At 71.1% G+C, this 23,563-nt stretch carries 18 protein-coding genes; 9 read left to right on the forward strand and 9 right to left on the reverse strand.

Going from position 1 to position 23,563, the window contains the following annotated elements:
• Positions 1–28: 28 nt before the first annotated feature.
• Positions 29–1,993 carry a right-handed parallel beta-helix repeat-containing protein gene (locus Q3W68_RS19325; protein WP_302906771.1) on the forward strand — a complete coding sequence of 655 codons (1,965 nt, stop codon included), beginning with the start codon at positions 29–31 and terminating at the stop codon, positions 1,991–1,993.
• Between the two features lie 64 nt (positions 1,994–2,057).
• Here Q3W68_RS19325 and Q3W68_RS19330 read toward each other — a convergent pair whose 3' ends face one another.
• The 7 genes from Q3W68_RS19330 to Q3W68_RS19360 all read right to left on the reverse strand — a co-directional run bounded on the left by Q3W68_RS19330 (position 2,058) and on the right by Q3W68_RS19360 (position 11,380).
• Positions 2,058–4,460 (reverse strand): phosphoketolase, encoded by a 2,403-nt coding sequence (locus Q3W68_RS19330; RefSeq protein ID WP_302906772.1) that lies wholly within the window; start codon positions 4,458–4,460, stop codon positions 2,058–2,060.
• Positions 4,461–4,595: 135 nt separating this feature from the next.
• Positions 4,596–5,165 (reverse strand): SRPBCC family protein, encoded by a 570-nt coding sequence (locus Q3W68_RS19335; protein ID WP_302906773.1) that lies wholly within the window; start codon positions 5,163–5,165, stop codon positions 4,596–4,598.
• A gap of 39 nt (positions 5,166–5,204) precedes the next feature.
• A complete protein-coding gene (gene adhE / locus Q3W68_RS19340) occupies positions 5,205–7,769 on the reverse strand; it encodes a bifunctional acetaldehyde-CoA/alcohol dehydrogenase (RefSeq protein WP_302906774.1) in 2,565 nt (854 codons plus the stop codon).
• A gap of 148 nt (positions 7,770–7,917) precedes the next feature.
• Entirely contained in the window at positions 7,918–8,730 is an 813-nt protein-coding gene (locus Q3W68_RS19345; protein WP_302906775.1) for an ABC transporter ATP-binding protein, read from the reverse strand.
• Positions 8,723–9,538 (reverse strand): ABC transporter permease, encoded by an 816-nt coding sequence (locus Q3W68_RS19350; protein WP_302906776.1) that lies wholly within the window; start codon positions 9,536–9,538, stop codon positions 8,723–8,725. The genes Q3W68_RS19345 and Q3W68_RS19350 overlap by 8 nt, the downstream gene beginning before the upstream one ends.
• Complete coding sequence (locus tag Q3W68_RS19355) at positions 9,535–10,305, reverse strand: ABC transporter permease (protein ID WP_302906777.1); 771 nt, start codon at positions 10,303–10,305, stop codon at positions 9,535–9,537. The genes Q3W68_RS19350 and Q3W68_RS19355 overlap by 4 nt, the downstream gene beginning before the upstream one ends.
• Positions 10,306–10,312: 7 nt before the next feature.
• Positions 10,313–11,380 carry an ABC transporter substrate-binding protein gene (locus tag Q3W68_RS19360; RefSeq protein WP_302906778.1) on the reverse strand — a complete coding sequence of 356 codons (1,068 nt, stop codon included), beginning with the start codon at positions 11,378–11,380 and terminating at the stop codon, positions 10,313–10,315.
• Between the two features lie 156 nt (positions 11,381–11,536).
• Between Q3W68_RS19360 and Q3W68_RS19365 the strand changes: the two genes are divergently transcribed.
• The 3 genes from Q3W68_RS19365 to Q3W68_RS19375 are packed head-to-tail and all read left to right on the forward strand — an operon-like array spanning position 11,537 to position 13,724.
• Positions 11,537–12,766 carry a flavin-dependent oxidoreductase gene (locus tag Q3W68_RS19365; RefSeq protein WP_302907144.1) on the forward strand — a complete coding sequence of 410 codons (1,230 nt, stop codon included), beginning with the start codon at positions 11,537–11,539 and terminating at the stop codon, positions 12,764–12,766.
• Entirely contained in the window at positions 12,763–13,230 is a 468-nt protein-coding gene (locus Q3W68_RS19370; RefSeq protein ID WP_302906779.1) for a MarR family winged helix-turn-helix transcriptional regulator, read from the forward strand. The genes Q3W68_RS19365 and Q3W68_RS19370 overlap by 4 nt, the downstream gene beginning before the upstream one ends.
• On the forward strand, positions 13,227–13,724 hold the full coding sequence (locus Q3W68_RS19375; protein ID WP_302906780.1) for a DUF3237 domain-containing protein: 498 nt from the start codon (positions 13,227–13,229) through the stop codon (positions 13,722–13,724). Before Q3W68_RS19370 ends, Q3W68_RS19375 begins: the two co-directional genes overlap by 4 nt.
• A gap of 16 nt (positions 13,725–13,740) precedes the next feature.
• Here the strand turns inward: Q3W68_RS19375 and Q3W68_RS19380 are convergent, their stop codons facing one another.
• Positions 13,741–15,174 carry a class I adenylate-forming enzyme family protein gene (locus Q3W68_RS19380; RefSeq protein WP_302906781.1) on the reverse strand — a complete coding sequence of 478 codons (1,434 nt, stop codon included), beginning with the start codon at positions 15,172–15,174 and terminating at the stop codon, positions 13,741–13,743.
• Positions 15,164–16,708 carry an NAD(P)-binding domain-containing protein gene (locus Q3W68_RS19385; RefSeq protein ID WP_302906782.1) on the reverse strand — a complete coding sequence of 515 codons (1,545 nt, stop codon included), beginning with the start codon at positions 16,706–16,708 and terminating at the stop codon, positions 15,164–15,166. The genes Q3W68_RS19380 and Q3W68_RS19385 overlap by 11 nt, the downstream gene beginning before the upstream one ends.
• Before the next feature lie 63 nt (positions 16,709–16,771).
• Between Q3W68_RS19385 and Q3W68_RS19390 the strand changes: the two genes are divergently transcribed.
• Genes Q3W68_RS19390 through Q3W68_RS19410 form a run of 5 tightly spaced genes read left to right on the forward strand, consistent with a single transcriptional unit; the run spans position 16,772 to position 23,511 of the window.
• On the forward strand, positions 16,772–18,259 hold the full coding sequence (locus tag Q3W68_RS19390; protein ID WP_302906783.1) for an aromatic amino acid ammonia-lyase: 1,488 nt from the start codon (positions 16,772–16,774) through the stop codon (positions 18,257–18,259).
• A gap of 12 nt (positions 18,260–18,271) precedes the next feature.
• A complete protein-coding gene (locus Q3W68_RS19395; RefSeq protein ID WP_302906784.1) occupies positions 18,272–19,837 on the forward strand; it encodes an NAD(P)-binding domain-containing protein in 1,566 nt (521 codons plus the stop codon).
• A gap of 1 nt (position 19,838) precedes the next feature.
• Positions 19,839–20,915 (forward strand): alpha-hydroxy acid oxidase, encoded by a 1,077-nt coding sequence (locus Q3W68_RS19400; protein ID WP_302906785.1) that lies wholly within the window; start codon positions 19,839–19,841, stop codon positions 20,913–20,915.
• Positions 20,912–22,246: a cytochrome P450 gene (locus Q3W68_RS19405; RefSeq protein WP_302906786.1), complete on the forward strand. Its 1,335-nt coding sequence runs from the start codon at positions 20,912–20,914 to the stop codon at positions 22,244–22,246. The genes Q3W68_RS19400 and Q3W68_RS19405 overlap by 4 nt, the downstream gene beginning before the upstream one ends.
• Entirely contained in the window at positions 22,243–23,511 is a 1,269-nt protein-coding gene (locus Q3W68_RS19410) for a cation:proton antiporter (RefSeq protein ID WP_302906787.1), read from the forward strand. Before Q3W68_RS19405 ends, Q3W68_RS19410 begins: the two co-directional genes overlap by 4 nt.
• The last annotated feature ends 52 nt before the right edge of the window (positions 23,512–23,563 follow it).

Genomic DNA, 23,563 nt, shown 5'->3' on the forward strand with positions numbered 1-23,563 from the left:
TCAATCGATCGACAAGGAGGGCACCCGGATGGCATCGGTATTCCATGTGGCGACGAACGGTTCGGATCGCGCCGACGGCTGCGCCGAGCGGCCCTTCCGGACGATCAGCCGGGCGGCCGGAGTCGCGCAGCCCGGTGACACGGTGGTGGTGCACGCGGGGGAGTACCGCGAGTGGGTGAAGCCACGCCACGGTGGTCTCAGCGACTCCCGCCGCATCACCTACGAGGCGGCGCCCGGCGAGCACGTGGTGATCAAGGGATCGGAACGCGTCACGGGCTGGGAGCCGCTCGGCGGGACGGTGTGGCGGGCGGTCGTCGACAACTCGCTGTTCGGCTCGTTCAACCCGTTCGCCGAGGAGGTGACCGGCGACTGGATCGTGTACGGCAGGGATGCGCCGCGCCGGCACCTCGGCGACGTGTATCTGAACGGCGTGAGCTTCTTCGAGGTGGCGAGCCGGGCGGAGGTCGACGATCCGCCCCGGCGTACGGAGGTCGTCGACGACTGGACCCGGGTGACGCATCCGATCGGTGACCCCGACCAGACCCGGCTCGTCTGGTACGCCGAGGTCGATGAGCAGACGACGATCTGGGCCAACTTCACCGGCGCCGACCCGAACACGGAACTGGTGGAGATCAACGTACGCCGCAGCGTCTTCTACCCGGAACAGCCGCACCTGGACTACATCACGGTGCGCGGCTTCGAGCTGGCACAGGCGGCCAGCCCGTGGGCGCCGCCGACCGCCGACCAGCCGGGCCTGATCGGGCCGAACTGGGCGAAGGGGTGGGTGATCGAGGACAACGTGATCCATGACGCCAAGTGCTCGGCGATCTCGATCGGGAAGGAGGGGTCGACCGGGCAGAACCACGCGGCTCTGCGCGGCGACAAGCCGGGCTACCAGTACCAGTTGGAGTCGGTCTTCGCGGCCCGCCGGATCGGGTGGGACCGGGAGCACATCGGCTCCCACGTGATCCGCCGCAACACGATCTACGACTGCGGCCAGAACGCAATAGTGGGTCACCTCGGTTGCGCGTTCTCCACGATCGAGGACAACCACATCCACCGCATCGGCGTGAAGCGCGAGTTCTACGGCTACGAGATCGCCGGCATCAAGCTGCACGCGGCCATCGACGTGGTGATCAGGCACAACCGGATCCACGACTGCTCGCTCGGCACCTGGCTGGACTGGCAGGCGCAGGGCACCCGGTTGTCCCGCAACGTCTACCACGACAACTGCCGGGACCTCTTCGTCGAGGTCAGCCACGGCCCCTACCTGGTCGACCACAACATCTTCGGCTCGCCCGCCGCGCTGGAGCTGTTCAGCCAGGGGGGTGCCTTCGTCTGCAACCTGATCTGCGGCACGGTGCGGCTGGAGCCGGTGCTGGACCGCGCCACGCCGTATCACCTGCCGCACAGCACTCAGGTCGCCGGGTACGCGGTGATCTACGGCGGCGACGACAGGTACGTGGGGAACCTCTTTGTGGGCGGCGACCCGGGCGCGGCCTACGGGATGGGCGCGGAGGGTGAGGGACCGCCGCTGGCCGGCACCGCCGGATACGACGGCCACCCCGCGTCGTTCGACGAGTACCTGGCCCGCCTCGACGAGCAGCCGCCCAGCGACCAGCAGAAGTACGTCGAGGTGAGACAACCGGTGTACGCCCGCGCGAACGCCTACGCCGCGGGTGCCCGCCCGTTCGAGGGTGAGCGGGAGCCACGGGTGCTGGGCACCGCTACGGCGACGGTCGTCGACGAGGGCGACGGGGTCTGGCTCGTCACCGACCTTCCCGAGGCGTTCGACGAGGCACGCATCGGCGTGGTCACCGGCCGGGACCTGGAACGGGTCCGGTGCGCCGACGCGGACTTCGAGGAGGCGGACGGCAGCCCCGCCGTCATGGACGTCGACCTGCTGGGGGAACCCCGGCAACCGGGACGGGACGGCGCCGTCGGCCCGATCGCCTGCCTCGCGTCCGGGGCGTGCCGCACCCGCATCCTCTGACGACGGACCCGCGTACGCGAAAGGAGACGGTGACGCCCGGCCGGCGTCACCGTCTCCGTCGACCTCAGCCGCGTGCGGCCCAGTCGCCGAGGGCCCAGTCGCGGACCTCGGGCATGTCCTCCAGGTGCTCCACCACGTACGCCTCGTGGCGGTCGAGCTGACTGCGGCACCACGCCTTGAGGTCCGCCGCACCGCGTGGCAGACGCTTGGCGTTGTTGATGGCGTCCATCACGAGGTGGTACCGCGACGCCTTGTTGCGCACCGTCATGTCGAACGGGGTGGTGGTCGTGCCCTGCTCGATGAAGCCGCGCACGCGGAACCGGTCCGCGTCCGGGCGGCCGTGGACGAGCTGGTGGATCGCGCCGGGGTAGCCGTGGAAGGAGAAGACCACGTCGACGTCGTCGGTGAACAGCTCGGTGAACAGGGTCTCGCTCATGCCGTGCGGGTGGTCCTTGGGCCGGACCAGGGTCATCAGGTTGACCACGTTGACCACGCGGACCTTGAGACCGGGCAGCCGCTCGCGCAGGATCTGTGCCGCCGCGACCGTCTCCATGGTGACGACGTCGCCGGCGCAGGCGAGGACGATGTCGGGATCGCTGGTGCCGTCGTCGGTGCCGGCCCACTCCCAGATCCCCGCGCCGCGGGCGCAGTGCTCGATCGCCTCGTCCATGGAGAGGTACTGCAACTGCGGCTGCTTGTCGATGACGATCAGGTTGATGTACGACCGTGACCGGAAGCAGTGGTCGGCCACCGACAGCAGGGTGTTGGCGTCCGGCGGCAGGTAGACCCGGGCGACGTCGCCGCGCTGGGTGAGCACCACCTGGATCAGGCCCGGGCCCTGGTGGGAGAAGCCGTTGTGGTCGTTGCGCCACGCCGTCGAGGTGAGCAGCACGTTGAGACTCGGCACCTTCGCGCGCCACGGCAGGTGCTTGGCCTCCTGCAACCACTTGCCGTGCTGCACGGTCTGCGAGGCGCTGACCATGGCGAACGCCTCGTAGGTGGCGAACATGCCGTGCCGGCCGGTCAGGTTGTAGCCCTCCAGCCAGCCGTGGCAGTTGTGCTCGCTGAGCACCTCCATGACCCGGCCGTCGCGGCTGATCGCCACGTCCTCCGGTGTCACCCGCTCCATGAAGGCGCGGTCGGAGACGTCGAAGACGCCGCCGAGGCGGTTGCTGTTCGTCTCGTCCGGACAGAACAACCGGAACCGGTCGGCGTTGCGGGCGTAGATGTCGCGCATCATCTCGCCCAGCTTGCGCGTCGACTCGGCCCGCTGCTGCGCCGGCTGGGGCACCTCGATCGCGTAGGAACGGAAGTCCGGCAGGTCCAGGTCCCGGGTGAGCAGCCCGCCGTTCGCGTGCGGGCTGGCGCTCATCCGCAGGTCGCCGTCGGGGGCCTGGTCCCGGACCAGCGCCACGGGCGCGCCGGTGGAGTCGAACAACTCCTCCGGACGGTACGACCTGAGCCAGCGCTCCAGCAGCGCGAGGTGCTCCGGATTGTCCTTGACGCCGGACAGCGGCACCTGGTGGGAGCGCCACGTCCCGGTGACGGTGACCCCGTCGACGGCGTCCGGCCCGGTCCAGCCCTTCGGCGACCGCAGGACGATCAGCGGCCAGGTCGGACGCGTACCGTCCCAGGAGCCGTCACGGGCGGCGGTCTGGATGTCGCGGATCCTCGTCCAGGCGGTGGCCAGGGCGGCGGCGAAGCGGTGGTGCATGCCGGGCAGGTCGGAGCCCTCGACCTCGATGACGTCGTAACCGTGGCCCCGCAGCAGGTGGCGAACCTCCTCGGGGTCCTTGCGCCCCAGCACGGTGGGACCGGAGATCTTGGCGTCGTTGAGGTGCAGGATCGGCAGGACCGCGCCGTCGCGCTCCGGGTTGAGGAAGGACACGCCCTTCCAGGAGCCTTCCAGGGGCCCGGTCTCGGCCTCGCCGTCGCCCACCACCGCGATGGCCAGCAGGTCCGGGTTGTCCATGACCGCGCCGAACGCGTGGACCAGGACGTAGCCCAGCTCACCGCCCTCGTGAATGGAACCCGGGGTGGTCACCGACACGTGCGACGGGATACCGCCGGGGCTGGAGAACTGCCGGAACAGGCGCAGCATCCCGGCCTCGTCCTGGCTGACGTCCGGGTAGATCTCGCTGTAGGTGCCCTCCAGGTAGCCGGCGGCCACCAGTGCCGGCCCGCCGTGACCCGGACCGGCCAGGTAGATCGCCTGCTGGCCGGTGTGCCGGATCAGCCGGGAGACGTGCGCGTAGATCAGCGACAGGCCGGGGCTGGTTCCCCAGTGACCGAGCAGGCGCGGCTTGATGTGTTCAGCCGAGAGGGGCTCGCGCAGCAGTGGGTTGCCCTGCAGGTAGATCTGACCGATGGTCAGGTAGTTGTTCGCCCGCCACCACGCGTCCAGACGGGCGAGTTCGGTGTCGTCGAGTTCGGCGAGCGTACGGAGTTCGGATTCGACCGCGGTCACCGTGCTTCCTTCCACTGATCTCGTCTTGTCCGGACCCAGCCTAGGCCCGGCGGCGCCCGGCCGCGGGGGGCCGCAGGCCGGAAGCCGCGGGACCTTCGGCCCTCGCCGGCAACCGCCGCGCACCGCCGGGCACATTCATGACGTTCGTTCCGCGCGCTGCTTGATACCCAGCAGCATCCGGCGCTCCATGACCAGACTGCCCGGTTCCATCACCATTCGGTACGCGGCCCGGCCCGGTCCCGGACGCCCGGCCAGGGAGATCCGGTTGCGGCTGATCAGCCGGGTGCCCGCGCCGTACCGTCGCAGGTGGAAGCCCCACACCCAGGCGCCGTCGGCGGACCGGAACACCAGCGTCCGGCGGGGGTCGAGGATCTCGACCCGCATGGCCGGCCCGTTCCTGTCGAGCGGTAGTTCGTCGCCGCCGGCGAGCTGCTGGAACTGCGGCAGGATCCGGTCGGCGCTGTGCATGTCGAGTCCGAACAGGTTCTCGATCCAGTCGTAGGTGTAGGCGCCACCGCGACCGCTGCCCATCTGCACGAGCCAGGGCCAGACCGCCTCGGGTGGCGCGTCGACGGTGACCGCCCGGGTGGAGACGATGTCCGGATCGGCGAGGAGCTCGTCACCGGGCAGCGTCGCGTCCACCTCGGCCGCCGTGGCTCCCCAGGTGAGCCACCGTCCGGGCCGTCGGAGCACTGTTCCGTTCATGACCTCTCCCTCCTGAACGAAGCGGCGGTCACCGCCGCGTCAGCCGGTGGTCGCCGGTCCGTAGTACGCGGCGCGCATCAGCTCCTGCATGTCGCCGAGCATCGGCATCCGGGGGTTGGCCGGGGCGCACTGGTCCTCGTACGCGTTCAGCGCCTGTTGCGGCAGCGCCGCGAGGAAGGCCCGCTCGTCCACGCCCACTGCCGCGAACGACGGCTCGATGCCGACTTCGTCGCGCAGGCGCTCGATCGCCGTGGCCAGGGCTTCCACCGCTTCGGCGTCGGTGGCGGCGGGGAGCCCGAGGGTACGGACGATGTCGGCGAAGCGTTGCGGCGCCCGGTAGGTCTCGTACCTGGGCCAGCCGGTGAGCTTGCTCGGCACGGTGCCGTTGTACCTGATGACGTGCGGGAGCAGGATCGCGTTGGTGCGCCCGTGTGCGACGTGGAAGGTGGCACCCAGGGTGTGCGACATGGCGTGCACGATGCCGAGGAAGGCGCTGCCGAACGCCATGCCGGCGATCGTCCCGGCGTTGTGCATCTTCTCGCGGGCCACCGGGTCGGCGGCGCCCTGGTGGACGGCCCGGGCGAGGTTGCCGAAGATGAGCCGGACGGCGTGCAGAGCCAGGCCGTCGGTGAAGTCGTTGGCGTAGACGGACACGTACGACTCGATCGCGTGGGTGAGCGCGTCGAAGCCGCTGTCCGCGGTGACCACCGCCGGCAGGTCGGCGGCCAGGACCGGGTCGACGATCGCCACGCTCGGCGTGAGGGCGTAGTCGGCGAGCGGGTACTTCTTGCCGGACGCGGTGTCGGTGATGACCGCGAACGGGGTGACCTCGGCTCCGGTGCCGGAGGTGGTCGGGATGCAGACGAGCTGGGCCAGCGCGCCGAGGGTGGGGAACTTGAAGGCGCGTTTGCGGATGTCGAAGAACTTCTCCCGCAGATCGGCGAAGACCACCTCGGGGTGCTCGTAGCGCAGCCACATCACCTTGGCGGCGTCCATCGCCGAACCCCCGCCGAGCGCGACGATGGTGTCCGGGCGGAACGAGCGCATCGACTCGGCGCCCCGGTCGACCGTGCGCACCCTGGGCTCCGGCTCGACGTCGTCGATGATCTGCAGGGCCACCTGCTCGCGGCGGCGGTGCAGCACGGACAGCACGCGGTCCACGTACCCCAGTCTGGTCATGGTGTGGTCGGTCACCACGGTGACCCGGTGCACGTCGGGCATGTCGGCGAGGTAGCGGATCGCGTTCGGCTCGAAGTAGATCTTCGGCGGAACCTTGAACCACTGCAGGTTGTTCGTTCGCCGGGCCACCCGCTTGATGTTGATGAGGTCGACCGCCGTGACGTTGTGCGACACCGAGTTGTGGCCGTAGCTTCCGCAGCCCAGCGTCAGCGACGGCAGGAAGGCGTTGTACATGTCGCCGATGCCGCCCTGGGAGGCCGGTGCGTTCCAGATGATCCGGACGGCCTTGACCCGGCGGCCGTACGCCTCGGCCAGGTCGGCGTCCCGCGTGTGGATGACGGCGCTGTGACCCAGGCCGTCGAACTCGACCATCTGCTCGGCGTACCCGAAGGCCTGGTCGTGACCGGTGGCGGGCAGCAGGGCGAGCACCGGGCAGAGCTTCTCCCGGGTCAGCGGCTCAGCCGGGCCGACCCGGTCGACCGGAACCAGGATGATCGAGGTGTCCGGGTCGACCGGGAAGCCCGCGTGTTCGGCGATCCACGTCACCGGCTGCCCGACCACGTCCGGGTTGAGCTTCCCGGAGCCGAAGAGCAGCTTCTCCAGCAGAGACTTCTCCTCTGGCGTCGCGATGTGGGCGTGCAGTCGCCGGAACTCGGCGAGGGCCGCCGGCCGGATCGCGTCGTCGATGATGACCGCCTGCTCGGAGGCGCAGATCATGCCGTTGTCGAACGCCTTGGACAGCACCACGTCGTTGACGGCGCGGGCCACGTCGGCCGACGCCTCGATGTACGCGGGGACGTTGCCGGCTCCGACGCCGAGCGCCGGTTTGCCGGTGGAGTAGGCGGCCCGCACCATCGCGTTGCCACCGGTCGCCAGGACCACCGAGACGGCGGGATGCCGCATCAGCTCGTTCGTCGCGGCCACCGACGGCTCGTCGATCCACTGGATGCAGTGCTCCGGCGCTCCGGCGGCGACGGCGGCGTCGCGGACCGTGCGGGCCGCCTCCGCGCTGCAGCGCTGCGCCGCCGGGTGGAAGGCGAAGATCACCGGATTGCGGGTCTTGAGGGCCAGCAGCGCCTTGAAGATGGTGGTCGAGGTCGGGTTCGTCACGGGCGTCACCGCGGCCACCACGCCCACCGGCTCGGCGATCTGGGTGATGCCCGTGATGTCGTCCTGCGCGATCACTCCGACGGTACGGATGTCGGCCATGTGGTTGGTGACGTGCTCGCAGGCGAAGATGTTCTTCACCGCCTTGTCCTCGAACAGGCCTCGGCCGGTCTCCTCGACCGCCAGCATCGCGAGTTCGGCGTGTCGGCCGAGCGCGGCCACCGACGCCTTCTTCACGATCTCGTCGATCTGTTCCTGGCCGTAGGAGTCGTAGCGGGCCAGCGCCGTGAGACCGTTCTCCACCAGGGTTCCGATCATGCTTCCGCCCTCCATCGGTCCGTCACCCCGAACATAGATCTCCGGCGATCAATGCGGGCACGGCCGATGGACCCGCGAGGACGGGACCACCGGCCCGCGCCCGTACGCGTGGGCTACGTGACCCTGTGCCGGGACCGGCGAGGCAGCGTCAAGGTGCCGGTTGTGGCGCCGCGGCCGGCCCGCGCTTGGCCCGCTGGATCTGCTCGTAGACGCGGGTCCGCAGTTCGGTGAACCGGGGCAGGGCCCGGGTGGTGAGCTGATCGCGTTCCCGTGGGAGGTCGACCACGAGGTCCTCCTGCACCCGGGTCGGCGAGTTCGACAGGACGAGCACGCGTTGGCCCAGATACACCGACTCGTCGATGTCGTGCGTCACGAAGACAGTGGAGATCCCACGGGTCAGGTGCAGTTCGCGGACGAGATCCTCCAGGTCCGCGCGGGTCTGCGCGTCCACGGCGGCGAACGGCTCGTCCATGATCAGCACGTCCGGCTGGTACGCGATGGCGCGCGCGATTGCCACCCGCTGCTGCATCCCGCCGGAGAGCTGCCACGGATGGCTCCGCGCCGACTGCGGCAGCCCGACCGCGTCGAGGGCGTCGGCGACTCTCCGGGCGCGTTCGGCGCGGGAGAGCTTCTTGTGGCGAAGCGGAAGCTCCACGTTGCCCCGGACCGTCAGCCACGGGTACAGGCTGCGGCCGTACTCCTGGAAGACCACTGCCATCGCCGGGCTCGGGCCGGTCACCGGCGACCCCTCCATCTCGACGAGGCCGCTGGTGGGCCGGATCAGCCCGGCGAGACACTTCAGGAGTGTGGTCTTCCCGCAGCCCGAGGGGCCGACGACGCACAGCAGTTCGCCGGGATCCATCGTGAAGCTGAGGTCTCCGATCGCCTCGACCTCGCCCCGGCCGGTCGGGTAGACCTTCCGCAGGTGCTCGACCCTCAGCAGGGGGCTCCCGTCAGCCACGGGTCACCTCCTTCATTCCGTGGTACCAGCGCAGGACGCGGCGTTCGACGACACCGAAGGCCACGGCGAGGACGACGCCGATGAGGCCGAGCAGCAGGATGCCGCTCCACATCTCGGCGATGAGGTAGTTCCGTTGGAAGTAGGCGATCCGGTAACCGAGGCCGGCGGACGACGCGAACATCTCCGAGATGACCATGAGGATCAGGGCCACCGAGAGCGCCTGCCGTACGCCGGTCATGATGCGCGGACTCGCCGCCGGGAGGATCAGCAGCCACAGCCGGTCCCACCGGGAGATCCGGAACGAGTACGCGGTCTCCGTCATCACGCTGTCGGTCGCCCGGACGCCTTCGATCGTGTTCAGCAGGATCGGCCAGATCGCGCCGGACACGATGACGACGACCTTCATGGTGTCGGTGGTGCCGAGCAGGAGCATCGCGACCGGAATCAGCACGGGTGGCGGAATCGCGCGGAAGAACTCCAGCAGTGGTTCGAGGAGTTCACGCAGCGGGCGGAGCCGGCCGATGACGACGCCGGCGGCGACGCCGAGGAGGATCGACGCGAACAGGCCGGCCAGTAGCCGGTACAGGCTCGGCAGGACGTCGTCGACGAACGCCGGGCCGATCCACGTCTGCCGGAACGCGTCGAGGAGCGCACGGGGGCCGACGAGGAACCGGTTCGTCGACCGGGTGGACCAGACGGCCCAGAGCCCCACGGCCAGGACGGGAAGCCCGACCGCGTACAGGATGGTCTCGGCGGCCCTGACGCCCAGGTCGCGGGGACGGGCCCGGCCCGCGCCGACGGCCGTCATCGGGCTGCCTCGTCCGCCAGCACCGACTGGTGCCAGGCCAGCGAGCGGCGTTCGACGAAGCGGAACACGACGTTCACCAGCAGGCCGAGGAGCCCGGTGACCACGACGAGGCCGTACAGGCCGACCGCGTCCCCGGAGGAGCGGGACAGCTCGATCATGCGCCCGAGGCCCGGGTTGCCGATCACCATCTCCGCGGTCACGGCCAGGATGAGTGCGACAGCCGCGCCGAGGCGCAGGCCGGTCATCAGGTACGGCAGTGCGGTCGGCAGGACGAGGTACCGCAGACGCTCGGCGCGGGTGAGGCCGAAACTCCGCGCGGTGTCCCGGGCGACGGTGTCGACGTCGGCGACGCCGTAGATCACCTGCACGAACACCTGCCAGAACGCCGCGTACACGATGATGACGAGCGCGGCGCGCATCTGCAGGCCGAACATCAGCACGGCGAGGGGGATCAGCGCGACCGACGGCACCGGCCGCAGGAACTCGACTGTCGTGTGCGTCGCGCGACGCAGGAACGGCACCATCCCGACCACAGTCCCCAGCGCGACCGCCGCGAGCGTCGCCACCGTCAGGCCGATCGCCCACGACGTCATGGTGAGCCGGACCCGCCGCCAGAACGCCAGGTCGCGGACCTCCTGGACCAGCCACCCGAGCACGTCGGTGGCGTACGGCAGGTAGTCCGGGTCGACGAGTCCGAGCGTCGGGACCAGTTGCCAGACGACGAGGAACCCCAGCAGACCCACGGCGCCCAGCAGGATCTTGCGCATCGGCCGGCTACTGCTGCTGGATGAGGCGGTCGAAGTCGGGTCGCCGGTCGAGGACGCGGTACTTCTGCGCGAGCGTCGCCAGTTGCTCCAGGCCGGCCCGGTCGAGCTCCCACCCGAACTCGGGCAGCCGCACGGAGTCCGCCACCGCCTCCGGCAGTTCGAGATTGTCCTTGATGGCCTGACGCAGGTCCTTCTCGTTCGCCGGATCCTTGGCCCAGGTGAGCGTCTTCTTCATCGCCGCCGAGAAGTCCGCGACCAGTGCGGCGTCGGAGTCCTTCAGCTTGCTCGACGTGATCGTGGTCAGAGTGGTGAGTCCGGGAACGGTGGCCTGGTACGGGGCGACCACGAGGACGTCACCGCGTTTGCGCATCTGGGTGATGAACGGTTCGGTCACCCAGGCGGCGTCGATGTTGCCGGCCGCGAGCTGGGCCGGCGCGTCCGGGAAGGCCACCTCGACGAACTTGACCTTGGCGGGGTCGCCGCCGTCCTTCTCGACGGCCGCCATGATGGTGACGTCGCCGGCCGCACCCAGGCTGTTCACCGACACCTTGCGCCCCGCGAGCTGGGCCGGCCGGGTGATGCCGGACTTCGCCGACGCGACCACGGCGTTGATGTCGTCGCCGTCGGCGTAGGACGACGCGTAGTTCCCGATGATCGCCACACCGAGGTTCTGCAGGTCGGCGCGGAACGGGCCGAACGGCTGGCCGATGGCGAAGTCGATGTCGCCGTTGATCAGGGCCGGGATGGCCTGCGCGCCGCCCTGTGCGGGCACCACCTCCACGTCGAGCCCCTGCTCCCGGAAGATGCCCGCCTTGATGCCGCCCCACAGCGCGGCGGTCTCGCTGATCGGCAGCGCCGCCACGCGAACCTTCCGCAGTTCGCCGCTCGCGCCGGGGGACGGATCGGTGGCGTCGGAGTCCGTACAGCCGGTCAGGGCGATCGCGACGCCGGCGAGAACAGCGAGGGCGGTGACCTTCTTCATCGACGAGCCCTTCCGTGCGAAGCGCTGGTGCATCCGGAGGAGTGGGGGCCGGCGAGGAGAGGTGAACCATCCGACCGCGTCGATCAGCGTCATGCAGAAGTGATTGATTGTCAAGAATTCTGATAAGGCGAATCGCAATGCGGAACGAGTGGTCGACCTCGATGTGAATACGCCTTGACGCGTGACGATTTTGTGACCAAACTGTGTGGTTGGTGGGGCGGCGGCGGAGGGAGCGACGACTTGGCGATCGTGATCGTGGGCGCTGGTATCGGTGGCCTCACCACCGCGCTCAGCCTGCATCGGGCCGGCTTCCGCGACATCGCCGTCTATGAGCGCGCCGCCGCGCTGCGCCCACTCGGCGTCGGGATCAATCTGCTTCCGCACGCCGTCCGGGAGCTGACCGAATTGGGTCTCGGCGAACGCGTGGAAAGGCTCGGCGCCGCGCCCGGCACATTGGCGTACTACAACCGGTACGGTCAGCAGATCTGGAGCGAACCCCGCGGGCTGGACGCCGGATATCGCTGGCCGCAGCTTTCCGTGCACCGCGGCCGGTTCCAGATGGAACTGCTCGCCGCGGTACGGGAACGGCTGGGGGCCGACGCGGTGCGCACCGGGCACCGGCTCGTCGGCGTCCGGGACGGCGTCGCCCGCTTCGAGACGGCAGCGGGGGAGGTGAGCGTCGCCGCCGACCTGATCGTCGGTGCGGACGGCATCCACTCCGAGCTGCGCCGGCAACATCAACCCGGCGAGGGCGCGCCGATCTGGAACGGGCTGACGCTGTGGCGGGGGACGGCGCGGGCACCCGGATTCCTGGACGGACGAACCATGATCATGGCGGGGGACGCGGAACAGAAGTTCGTCGCGTACCCGATCGGTGCCGGCCTGATCAATGTCGTCGCCGAGCGGCGCGGGCCCGGTTTCGCCGGGCCCAACGCGGACTGGAACCGGTCGGTCGACCCCGCGCCCGTCGTCTCCCTCTTCGCGGACTGGCGTTTCCCGTGGCTCGACGTGCCGGAACTGCTGGCCGCCGCCGACGAGATCCTCGAATACCCCATGGTGGACCGCGACCCGATCGACACCTGGACCCACGGGAACACGACGCTGCTCGGGGACGCCGCACACCCCATGTATCCGAACGGCTCCAACGGGGCGTCACAGGCGATCCTCGACGCGCGTACCCTCGCGTTCCACCTCGCCGGCGCGCAGACGGTCCGGGCGGCGCTGGACGCCTACGAGGCGGACCGGCGGCCGGCGACCACAGCGCTCGTGCTGAGCAACCGGCGGCAGGGCCCGGAACAGGTGATGGTGCTCGCCCGCGAGCGCGCGCCCGACGGGTTCGACCACATCCACGACGTCATCCCGCCGGAGGAGCTGACCGAGATCGCCACCGGGTACAAGAAGGCGGCCGGCTTCCTGCCCGCCGATCTCAACGAACGGGTCTCCCTGACGCCGACGGTCTTCTCGGGCGTCCTGCCGTGACTGCCCCGGAACCGGCCGAGCTGGACGCGGCGCGACTGGCGTCGGTGATCTCACCGCTGCGCCGCACGCTGCTCGCCGCCGCCCGGGCCGCCGAACACCTGCCGGAGATCCCGGACGCGCAGATCGAGATCGTGCGGGCCCTGCCCCGGGGCACCGTGTCCGGTCCCGGTGAGCTGGCCGAACGACTCCGCCTGAGCCGCTCGACGGTCAGCAACCTCCTGACCACGATGGAGAGCAACGGTCTCGTCGAGCGACGCCCCCGCCCCGGCAACCACCGCCACGTCGACGTCCTCGCCACCCCGAAGGCCCTCGACCTGTTCGACCGCTTCGACCTCGCGAGCGGAGACCTGGTCGCCCGCGCCGCGGCCACCCTGCCGGCGGCGGACCGCGCGGCCCTCGCCGCCGCGGTGCCCGCGTTGGAACGCCTCCGCGACGCCCTCGCGCACACGAAGGACACCCCATGAGTACGCGCCGACCCGCCGGCCGGGACGCGGTGAGTGCCCCGGCGGTGCCCGGTCTGGAGGCCGCGTTCGAGGTCGAGGCCCGGCTCGGGGCGCTGGAGGACCACGGGGTGACCCGCGCCGGCCACCGTCGCGTCGTGCCGATCGTCGGCGGCCGGGTCACCGGCCTGTTCGAGGCCGACATCCTGCCCGGCGGCGCCGACTGGCAGGTGATCCGCCCCGACGGCGCCATCGAGATCGACACGCGCTACTCGGCGCGCACCGCCGGCGGCGGCCACGTCTACATCCGCACGTTCGGCGTCCGCAGCGGCCGCCCGGAGGTCCTCGACGCGTTGCTCCGCGGCGACGCGGTCGACCCCGCCGAGTACTACTTCCGCCTGGGCGTACGACTGGAGACGTCGGTGCCCGCGCTGGCCGTGCTGGAGCAGTGCGTCTTCGTGGCGTCGGCGATCCGCGAGACCGACCGGGTGCGCTACACCGCGTACCGCGTCACGTAGCGCGTGATTCACCCGATCAGCTCATCGGCATGTGCGCCAGGGCGCGCTTGTCGGGCTTGCCGCTCGGCGCCACCGGAACCCGCTCGATCCACTGGATCGTCCGCGGGACCGACGCTTCCCCCAGTGCCCCCGCCACCGCCGCGCGCAGCCGCCCGGCGTCCGGCGTGTGACCGGCGGCGGGCACCACGTACGCGTGCACCGCCTCCCCTGCGACATCGTCGGGACGGCCGACCACGTACGCCTCGGCGACTGTCGGGTCGGCGGCGAGGACCCGCTCGATCGGGCCCGCGTACACCAGGTTGGCCTGCACGATGACGACGTCCCGGATCCGGCCGAGCAGGTGCAGGTAGCCGTCGCCGTCGCGCCGGGCCAGGTCGCGGGTGCGGACCCAGCCGTCGACGAACACCTCGGCGGTCTCGGCCGGGTCGTTCCAGTAGGCGGCTGCCTGCGCCGGTGTGCGGACGAACAGCTCTCCCTCGGTGGCGGGACGGCCGTCGGCGTCCCGGATGGACAGCTCGGTCACCGGGGGAGGCCGGCCGACCGAGGCGAGCGCGGCCGGGTACGCCAGCATCTCGGCCGGCGTCACCATCGTGATCATGCCGGTCTCGGTCTGGCCGTAACCGTGGAAGACGACCGGGCCGAGCACGTCGAGCGCCTCGGCGAGGCGGCCCGGTGCGAGCGGGGAGCCGGAGACCAGCAGGGCCCGCAGACTGCTCAGGTCGACGGGGTCGGTGCGCTGGTCCCGCACGAGCTGGTACAGCTTGCCCACGGTGATCACGCTCGCGGTCGCCCGGTGCCGGGCGATCATGCCGGGGAGACCCGGGGACCGGGCCGCGACCAGGGTGCCGCCGGCGGCCAGGGTGAGGATGCCGTACTCCAGCATCACCTGGCTGCTCAGCGAACCGAAGACGAGATAACGCTGGAGCCGGGTGGCGAGGTCCGCGACCGCCGGCGGCCAGCGGTCCGGGTACGGCGCCCAGGCCGCGCTCATCGCCGCGTACGTCTGCGCGCAGCCCTTCGGGCTGCCGGTGCTGCCGCTGGTCCAGATGATCCGCGCGACGTCGTCCGGGCGTCCGGCGGCGATCAGCGGCCTTCCGTCGTCGGGGTTGCGTGCCAGTTCGGCGACCCGGGCGTCGTCGACCAGGAGCGAGTTGCCGCCGAGCTGCCAGGCGCGGTGGGCCGGGCTGAGGTCGGGGCGGACCCCGGAGACCCGGGCGCCGACCGCGAACGCCGCGATGATCGCCGCGAACGCCTCCGCGCTGACGCCCAGCCGCAGGGCCACCCCGACGCCGGGGCCGGCACCGGCGGCACGGAGGCCGGCGGCGATGCGCCGGATCATCCGGTACATCTTGGTCGTGGTGACGGCCCGGTCGCCGTCCTCGAAGACCGGCCGGTCGTCACCGGCGGCGAGCAGGTCCAGCACGGGCTGGGGCCAGACCTCAGCCGACATCGGAGAGGACGCCCTTGACGAAGAGCACGAGCGGCTGGTGGTGGACGTCCGGCAGGTTCCAGTGGTTCTCCAGGTTCTCCGCGAGGTGGTGCACCGCGACGACCCGGCCGCCACGGTGGACCCGGACGACCGGGTGCAGGTAGCTGGCGTCGTGCGCGTGCGCGGCGTCGTTCTCGGCGATCCGCGGCACGGTGATGTCGAAGGGGTCGACCTGGTCGTGGTCCGGCCCGTACTCCAGCGTGACCACGAACGCGAACGGCTCCGGCCCCAGGCCGCCGTCGTGCAGGTACGCGACCGGCACCTCCTCGTGGTAGCGCGCGGTGTCGCCGGAGACGACGACGACGTCGCCGAGGACGGCGAACTGCTGCCACAGCGCCGACGTGCGGTTGATCCGGGCGATGATCGCGTCGGTGATCGCCTCCGGGGTGACCTCCAGCGGCGTGGCCGGCCATGCCGTGTCGTGGTGGCGGGCGCCGAGGATCCGGTGCAGGGCACGGACCCCGTACCGGAAGCCGTGGATGAACCCGTTCGTCGAGCGCTTGAAGTCGCGCTGCTGGGTGAGCGTGCCGGCGAAGTACAGGCCGGGCACGTTCACCGACTCGTACGCCGAGGTCTGCTCGGGGAAGCGGTCGTTGATGACGAGCCGGGGTCGGGCGGACGGGTCGAAGATGCTCGCGTCGAACCGGAACCCGGTGCAGAGGATCACCCGGTCGTAGTCGATCCGCCGGATCGCCTCGACGGTGCGGGCGTACCGGAAGTCGATCCGGAAGCCGCCGTCGTCGCGCCGGGCGATCCGCTCGACCGTGCCGTCGAGGACCGCGTTCTGCGACTTGAGCTGGTACGTGTCGAGGAAGTTGTTGTTCACCGCGCGCAGGTGCCCGACGTAGTGCGACTGCCACGCCAGCTTGACCGAGTGCGGGCCGGCGACGTGGATCACGGCGGCCGTCTCGACGAGCGCGTCGGCGGTCTCGAACGCGGAGTTGCCCTTGCCGATGATGAGGACGCGCTGGTCGGTGAAGTCGTCCGGGTCGACGCTGACCGTGTCGTACCGCTCGGCGAGTTCCGCGCCCTCGATCGGCGGGACGTACAGCTGGGACACGCCGGTGGCGACGACCACGCGGCGGGCGGTGACTGTGTCGTCTCCGGCGTGGACGGTGAACAGCTCGCCGTCGCGCGCGACCCGGGACACCCGGGTGCCGTACCTGACCCGCAGGCCGCGGGCGACGTCCGCGAGGTAGCGCACCAGGTCCGCGGCGTCCGGGAAGTAGCGCCGGCTGTAGTTCTTGAACAGCAGCGCCGGCTCGTCGGTGAGCAGTGAGTTCCAGTCCGCCCGCAGGTTGAACTCCGGGTCGTCGGAGCCGGTCCAGACCTTGTTGATCGAGATGAGTTGCCGGTGCCGGGGGTAGGTGGTGAAGAACGTGCCCGGCGCCGGGCCGGCCTCCAGGACCAGATAGTCGCGGCCGTCGCGCTCGAGCAGGTGAGCGAGCTGCAACCCGGCCGGTCCGGCTCCGATGATCAGATAGTCGAGCGTCATGCGCCGCAACGTAGCGACTCGATCTCAGAGCGTTCTGAGAATTCGTCTCTAGGGTGCGATCGCATGACGACAGAGGTGGACCTCGATGTCCCACTGCGGATCGCCGATCTCCGCGCCGCCCGCGACCCCATCAAGGTCGTGGCCGGCCCGCAGGTCCGCGACCGGGTCACTGCCGCCCGTACCTTCTTGTCCACTGTGCTCGGCGACGACCGCGCGGTCTACGGCGCCACCACCGGCTTCGGCGCCCTCGTCGGGTACGCGGGCCGCGCCGACCTGCGTGACCAGGCCGACAACACGCTCGCCCACCTCGGCGCCGGTCAGGGCCCGGACCTCGACCCGGAGGTGGTCCGCGCGACGCTGCTGCTGCGGGCCGCCTCGCTGGCCCGCGGCGCGTCGGGCGTGTCCCCGCACGTGATCGACGCGCTCGCGGCGATGCTCGCGACCACGTTCGTGCCCGCGATGCCCCGGCTGGGTTCGGTCGGCGCCAGTGGTGACCTGATCCCGCTGGGCGCGGCCGCCCAGGCGTTACGGGGCCGCGGCCACGCCTACCTGGACGGGGTACGGATGCCCGCGGCCGAGGCGCTGAGGCTGGCCGGGCTCGAACCGCTGCCGCTGGACGGCCGGGACGCGCTCGCCCTCGTAAACGGCACATCCCTGACCACGGCGGCGACAGCGCTGGCACTGGACGCGGTCCGCGCCGCACATCGGGCGGTCCAGGTGCTCACCTGCCTGCTCGCCGATCTGCTCGGCAGCGACACGCAGTTCCTCGACGCCCGGCTGCTGCGTGCGTACGGCCATCCGGGCGCGATCGACGTGGGCGCGCGGATGCGACGCGTCAGCGACGGACTCGTCGCGTCCGGCGGACGTCCGTTGCAGGAGCCGTACAGCATCCGGTGCACGCCGCAACTGCTCGGCGCGGCCGAGGACGCCCTGCGCTACGTCGACGCCGTCGTCGCGGCCGACCTCGCGAGCATCACCGACAACCCGCTGTTCTTTCCCGGCGACGACCTCGTGGTGCACGGCGGGAACTTCTTCGGGCAGCCGGCCGCGTTCGCCGCCGACGTGCTGTCGACGGTCGTGGCGCAGGTCGGGAACCTCGCCGAACGGCAACTGGATCTCCTCGTCGACCCGAACCGCAACGGCGGCCTGCCGCCGATGCTGGCCGCCGGCCCCGGACAGCAGCACGGGCTCCAGGGGGTGCAGCTGGCGGCCACCGCGCTGATCACCGAGATCCGCCGGGACAGCGTGCCCGCCAGCATGCAGAGCGTGCCGACCAACCTGCACAACCAGGACGTCGTCCCGCTCGGCACCCAGGCCGCGCTGCGGGCACTGGACCAGGCCAAGCTGCTGCATCTCGTCGTCGGGTCGCTCGCGCTGGGTCTGCGCCAGGCCGCCTACGTCGGTGCGCGTACGCCGACCGCGTCCGGCTGCGCCGGTGCGCTCGCGGCGGTGGCCGCTGTCGTACCGCCTGTCGACCCGGACCGGCCGCTGGACGGTGACGTGCGGCGCGCGGCAGACGTGATCGCGGACTTCTCCGTTTCCTTCTCCTGAGAGTGGGCGCACATGACGCTTGACTACCTGATCGTCGGGGCCGGGCCGGCGGGCCTGCAACTCGCGGCTCTGCTGGAGGCCGACGGCAAGCGCGACTATCTGGTCCTGGAACAGGCGGACATTCCGGGGGCGTTCTTCGCCACCTTTCCCCGCCACCGGCAACTGATCTCCATCAACAAGCCGCGCACCGGCTCGGACGACCCGGAGCTGAACCTGCGGCTGGACTGGAACTCGCTGCTCAGCGACGACCCGGCGCTGCGGTTCACCGGCTACACCGAGCGGTACTTCCCGGACGCCGACGTGATGCTCCGCTACCTGGCGGACTTCGCCGCGAAGACCGGCGTACGGGTCCGGTACGGGACCCGCGTGACGTCGATCGGCAAGGCCGACGGGGTGTTCGAGGTCCGGGCGGGGGAGGAGGTCTTCCGGGCGCGCCGGCTGGTCGTCGCCACCGGCGTCTCCCGGCCGTACCTGCCGCAGATCCCCGGGCTGGAACTCGCCGAACAGTACGCGGACATGTCCGTCGACCCGCGCGACTACCTCGACCAGAAGGTGCTGATCATCGGCAAGGGGAACTCCGCGTTCGAGACCGCCGACAACCTGATGGAGACCACCACGCTGATCCACGTCGCCGGGCCGAGTTCGGTGCGGATGGCCTGGCGCACGCACTACGTGGGGCACCTGCGCGCGGTGAACAACAACTTCCTGGACACCTACCAGCTGAAGTCGGCGAACGCGATCCTGGACGGCGAGGTCAGACGCATCGAGCGCGACGACGCCGGTTACGCGGTGACGTTCTCGTTCTCCCGCGCGAACGAGGTGGTCAAGGAACTGCGGTACGACCGGGTGCTCGCCTGCACCGGGTTCGCCTTCGACGCGTCCGTCTTCGACGACAGTTGCCGTCCGGAACTCGCGATCAGGGGCCGCTTCCCGGCGCAGACCCCGGCGTGGGAGTCGGTGAACGTGCCCGGCCTCTACTTCGCCGGCACGATCAGCCAGGAACGGGACTTCAAACGCTCGACGAGCGGCTTCATCCACGGCTTCCGCTACGCCGTCCGGGCGCTGCACCGGATCCTGGAGCGACGGTACGGGGACACGCCGTGGCCGGCGGAGAAGCTGGACGCCACCGGCGAGTCGATCGCCGACGCCGTCGTCGCGCGGGTCAACCGCACCTCCGCCCTGTGGCAGCAGTTCGGCTTCCTCGGCGACGTGGTCACGGTGGCCGGGACCGACGCGCGCTACCACGACGAGGTGCCGGTCGAGTACTTCACCGGCACCGGCCTGCGCACCCCCGACCACGACTACACGGACGCCTTCGTGGTCACCCTGGAGTACGGCCCCGAGCACGACCGGGTGGATCCGTTCGACGTCACGGTCAGCCGGGTCGCCCAGGACGTCCCCGGCCAGGCCCACGACGCGGCCTACCTGCACCCGGTCGTCCGCCACCACCGGGCGGGCCGGGTCGTCGCCACCCACCACCTGGCGGAGAACCTGGAGAACCGATGGGATCGGCCGGAGACCCACGTCGCGCCGCTGGTCGCGTTCGTCGACCGCTGCCTGAGCGGCGTCGAGGGCTGAGATGCGTCCGCTGGACGGCACCGCGCTGGACGGCCCGGCGCTGAACCTGGCCGAGCTGGCCGCCGACGCGCGGGGCCGCCTGGACCCGGTGCACTGGGACTTCTTCGCGGGTGGGTCCGGCGAGGAACGCACCGTCCGCGCCAACGAGGCGGCGTTCGCGCGGCGCTACCTGGTGCCCCGCGTCCTGCGCGGCGCGGGCCGGCGCGACCTGCGGACCTCGCTGCTCGGCACGCGGATCTCGATGCCGGTGCTGATCGCGCCGACCGCGTTCCACCGGCTGGCCCACCCCGAGGGCGAGGTGGCCACCGCGCGCGCCGCCGCCGAGGCGGACACGATCATGGTGGTCAGCATGGCGGCCACCCGGCCGGTCGAGGAGATCGCCGCCGCCGGCGGGCCGCTGTGGTTCCAGCTCTACCCGCAGGCGGACCTCGACTTCACCGCGTCGGTGGTGCGGCGGGCGGAGGCGGCCGGCTGCTCGGCCCTGGTCGTCACCGTCGACTCGCCCGTGTTCGGCCGGCGGGAACGCGACCTGCGGCACGGCTTCGTCGACCTGCCGCCCGGGCTGGTCTGCGAGAACATGCGCGACGCGAGCGGCCGGGTACGCGACATCGGGATGGACGCCGGGCTGGACTGGGCCCGGATCGCCTGGCTGCGCGAGGTCACCACGCTGCCGATCCTGCTGAAAGGGGTGCTGCATCCCGCTGACGCGGCGCTGGCCGTCTCGTACGGTCTCGACGGTCTGCTGGTCTCCAACCACGGCGGCCGGCAGCTCGACGGGGCGCTCGCCACCCTGGACGCGTTGCCGGCGGTCGTCGAGGCGGTCGGCGGGCGGTTGCCGGTGCTGCTCGACGGCGGTGTCCGCCGGGGAGCCGACGTCCTGGTGGCGCTGGCGCTCGGCGCGAGCGCGGTGCTGGTCGGACGCCCGGTGCTGTGGGGGCTCGCGGTGGGCGGCGCCGCCGGGGTACGCCACGTGCTCGACCTGCTGCACGCCGACCTCGACCGGGCGCTGGCGCTGGCCGGCGCCACCGGTCCGGCCGACCTGCGCGGTGATCTGGTCGCCACGGTGGCGTGCGGATGAGCGCCCTGATCGTCCTGCTGGTCCTGGCGGGGATCGCGTGGACCGTCCCGTACTGGCTGCCCCGGACCGTGGTCCGGCTGCGGGAGTGGGTGTTCGTCAAGGTCAACGGCGTCGAGGGCGTACCGGTGCCGGGCCCCGCAGTCGGGGTGGAGCACTTCGAGCGGGTGTACTCCGATCCGGCGGCGGACGGGCGTAGCCGGGGGGCCGGGTTGTCGGACCTGTTCTGGTACTGGCTGGCGCCCGGACCGCACATGCACCAGGAACATCTGGAGCCGGGGGAGCGCTACCGGACCGTGGCCGCGACGACCCGGCGGGTGCTGGCGGTACGCCGCGGGCGCTGCGACGACCTCGCGACCGCCGCCACCCGGCGGGTGCTCGACCGGTTGCCGGCCGGCCGGACCAGCCACGTACGGCTGCGCGACCTGATGATGCCGGTCTGGGCCGAGGTCTACTACGAACTCGTCTTCGGTGAGGCGTGCCCCGATGACGCGCGGGCGCTGATCGTCGCCAACGCCGACGACGTGGTCAACGGGCTCAAGTGCACCGGCCTGCGGCACATGCGGCGGCGCGACCGGCTGACCGCCTATCTGCACGACCGGATCGAGGCGGGTACCTGCCCGGTGACGCTGCCGCCGCCGTTCACCGCCCAGGAGACGGCCTGGTATCTCCAGGGCGCCTTCTTCAACACCGCTGTGGTGCAGATGTCCGAGGCGATGGCGCACGTGCTGCTCGCCCTCGCCACACATCCCGATCTCCAGCGGGGACTCGACGACGACGAGGCGCTGGACCGGGTGATCGACGAGACGTTGCGGGTGCACCCGCTCTTCGGCGTGGCGCACCGGATCACGTCGGCGCCGATCACGCTGCCCACCGGCGTTTCCCTGCCCGCCGGAACGGTGCTGCTCTTCAACTACCTGGCGTTCCACCGCGGCGGAGCCGCCGGGGACGACCGGTTCGACCCGGACCGGTGGCTGACGCTCAAGCGCGGCGACGCGCACTTCATCCCGTACGGGGTCACCGCGAACCGGGCCTGCCCGGCCCGCGGCGTCGCGCCGGTGATGCTGCGCGCCGCGACCCGCGAGGTGCTGCGCCGGTACGTCCTGACCTCCTCGGCCTCGCACACCCGCTCGCTGCCCAGCCGCGGTCCGGCGTATCTGACTCCGGCCGGGTGCACCGGTCCGGGGCGGCTGCGGCTGGCCGCGATGCGGTCACGGGACCGGTGGGCAGACGCGGGCCGCAGTGTGCGGCAACTGGTGTTCGGCACCTGGATGGTGATCGACGCCCGCCGGCAACGGTTGTGCACCGACTACTTCGAGAGGGCTGCCCGATGACACCAACGGAGCTGGCGCCGCGGTTCTTCATCGCGGTCACCGTGATCCTGATCTTCTGCAAGGGGGTCGCCTGGCTTCTCGGCAAGGCGGGCCAGCCCGCCGTGGTCAGCGAGATGCTCGCCGGCGTGCTGCTCGGCCCGTCGCTGCTCGGGCTTCTCCTGCCGGACGTGCAGAACGCCCTTTTCCCCGCCCCGCTGCTGCCGGTCCTCTACGTGGTGGGTCAGGTCGGCCTGGTGCTGTTCATGTTCCAGGCCGGGTACGCGTTCAGCGCCCACCGGGTCACCGGACTGGCCGGCACCGCCGGAGTGATCTCACTTGCCGGGGTCACCGCGCCGCTCGTGCTGGGGGTGCTGCTGGTCCTGGTGACGGCGGGCGCCGTGCCGATCCGGGCCGACGGCACGTCGCTCGGGGTCTCGGCCGCGTTCGTCGGCGTCGCGCTGGCCATCACCGCGTTCCCGATGCTGGCCCGCATCATCACCGAGCACGGGCACGCCGGCACCCGGCACGGCACGCTCTCCCTGGCCAGCGGCGCGATCGACGACATGGCCGCCTGGATCATGCTGGCCGCCGTCCTGGCCTTCGCCTCCGGCGAGGCCGGCCCCGCCATCGTCACCGCGGGCGGGGCGCTCCTCTTCGGACTGGTGCTCTGGCTCGGCGGGCGTGCGGTCACCTCGACGCTGATGACCCACCGCGCCCTCAACGACCGCGCCCGGCTGCTCGGCACCGTCGCCCTGCTGTTCCTGGTCGCCTGGTACACCGACGAGATCGGGCTGTACGCGGTCTTCGGCGCGTTCGCGGTCGGCGTGGTGATGCCCCGCACCGACAACACCGACAAGGTGGTGGGCACGCTCACTCCGGTCGCCGCGACGCTCTTCCTGCCGTTGTTCTTCACGTACTCGGGTCTGCGCACGGAGTTCGGGCTGCTCGGTTCCCTGCCGGTGCTGCTGTTCGCGCTGGCCTGCGTGACGGCGGCGATCGCCGGCAAGTTCGGTGCCTGCTGGGCGGCGGCCCGGTTCCGCGGTGAGCCGCAGGGTGTCGCGCTGCGGGTCGGCGCGCTGATGAACGCCCGCGGCCTGATGCAGCTCATCGCGCTGAACGTGGGACTGGAGGCGGGAATCGTGAACCCGTCCCTGTTCACGGTGCTGGTGCTGGTCGCGTTGGTCACGACGCTGATGACGACGCCGGCGCTGAGCTGGATCGAGCGCCGGGAGGCGCAACGGCCCGACAGCGTCCGCACCCCCGCGCTGGCGGTTTCAGATAGTTGAAGATGCAAATACCGACGCTTCCATCGGTCCTCATCTATGGGATCGTTAACAT

The organism is Micromonospora sp. C28ISP2-4 (genome assembly GCF_030519385.1).
GTDB lineage: Bacteria > Actinomycetota > Actinomycetes > Mycobacteriales > Micromonosporaceae > Micromonospora > Micromonospora tulbaghiae.

Bases quoted from the DNA above. Each gene is read 5' to 3' on its own strand.
- Q3W68_RS19325 (WP_302906771.1), top strand. From the start codon at position 29: ATGGCATCGGTATTCCATGTGGCGACGAACGGTTCGGATCGCGCCGAC.
- Q3W68_RS19335 (WP_302906773.1), bottom strand. From the start codon at position 5,165: ATGAACGGAACAGTGCTCCGACGGCCCGGACGGTGGCTCACCTGGGGA.
- adhE (WP_302906774.1), bottom strand. From the start codon at position 7,769: ATGATCGGAACCCTGGTGGAGAACGGTCTCACGGCGCTGGCCCGCTAC.
- Q3W68_RS19350 (WP_302906776.1), bottom strand. From the start codon at position 9,538: ATGACGGCCGTCGGCGCGGGCCGGGCCCGTCCCCGCGACCTGGGCGTC.
- Q3W68_RS19355 (WP_302906777.1), bottom strand. From the start codon at position 10,305: ATGCGCAAGATCCTGCTGGGCGCCGTGGGTCTGCTGGGGTTCCTCGTC.
- Q3W68_RS19360 (WP_302906778.1), bottom strand. From the start codon at position 11,380: ATGACGCTGATCGACGCGGTCGGATGGTTCACCTCTCCTCGCCGGCCC.
- Q3W68_RS19375 (WP_302906780.1), top strand. From the start codon at position 13,227: ATGAGTACGCGCCGACCCGCCGGCCGGGACGCGGTGAGTGCCCCGGCG.
- Q3W68_RS19380 (WP_302906781.1), bottom strand. From the start codon at position 15,174: ATGTCGGCTGAGGTCTGGCCCCAGCCCGTGCTGGACCTGCTCGCCGCC.
- Q3W68_RS19385 (WP_302906782.1), bottom strand. From the start codon at position 16,708: ATGACGCTCGACTATCTGATCATCGGAGCCGGACCGGCCGGGTTGCAG.
- Q3W68_RS19390 (WP_302906783.1), top strand. From the start codon at position 16,772: ATGACGACAGAGGTGGACCTCGATGTCCCACTGCGGATCGCCGATCTC.
- Q3W68_RS19395 (WP_302906784.1), top strand. From the start codon at position 18,272: ATGACGCTTGACTACCTGATCGTCGGGGCCGGGCCGGCGGGCCTGCAA.
- Q3W68_RS19400 (WP_302906785.1), top strand. From the start codon at position 19,839: ATGCGTCCGCTGGACGGCACCGCGCTGGACGGCCCGGCGCTGAACCTG.
- Q3W68_RS19405 (WP_302906786.1), top strand. From the start codon at position 20,912: ATGAGCGCCCTGATCGTCCTGCTGGTCCTGGCGGGGATCGCGTGGACC.
- Q3W68_RS19410 (WP_302906787.1), top strand. From the start codon at position 22,243: ATGACACCAACGGAGCTGGCGCCGCGGTTCTTCATCGCGGTCACCGTG.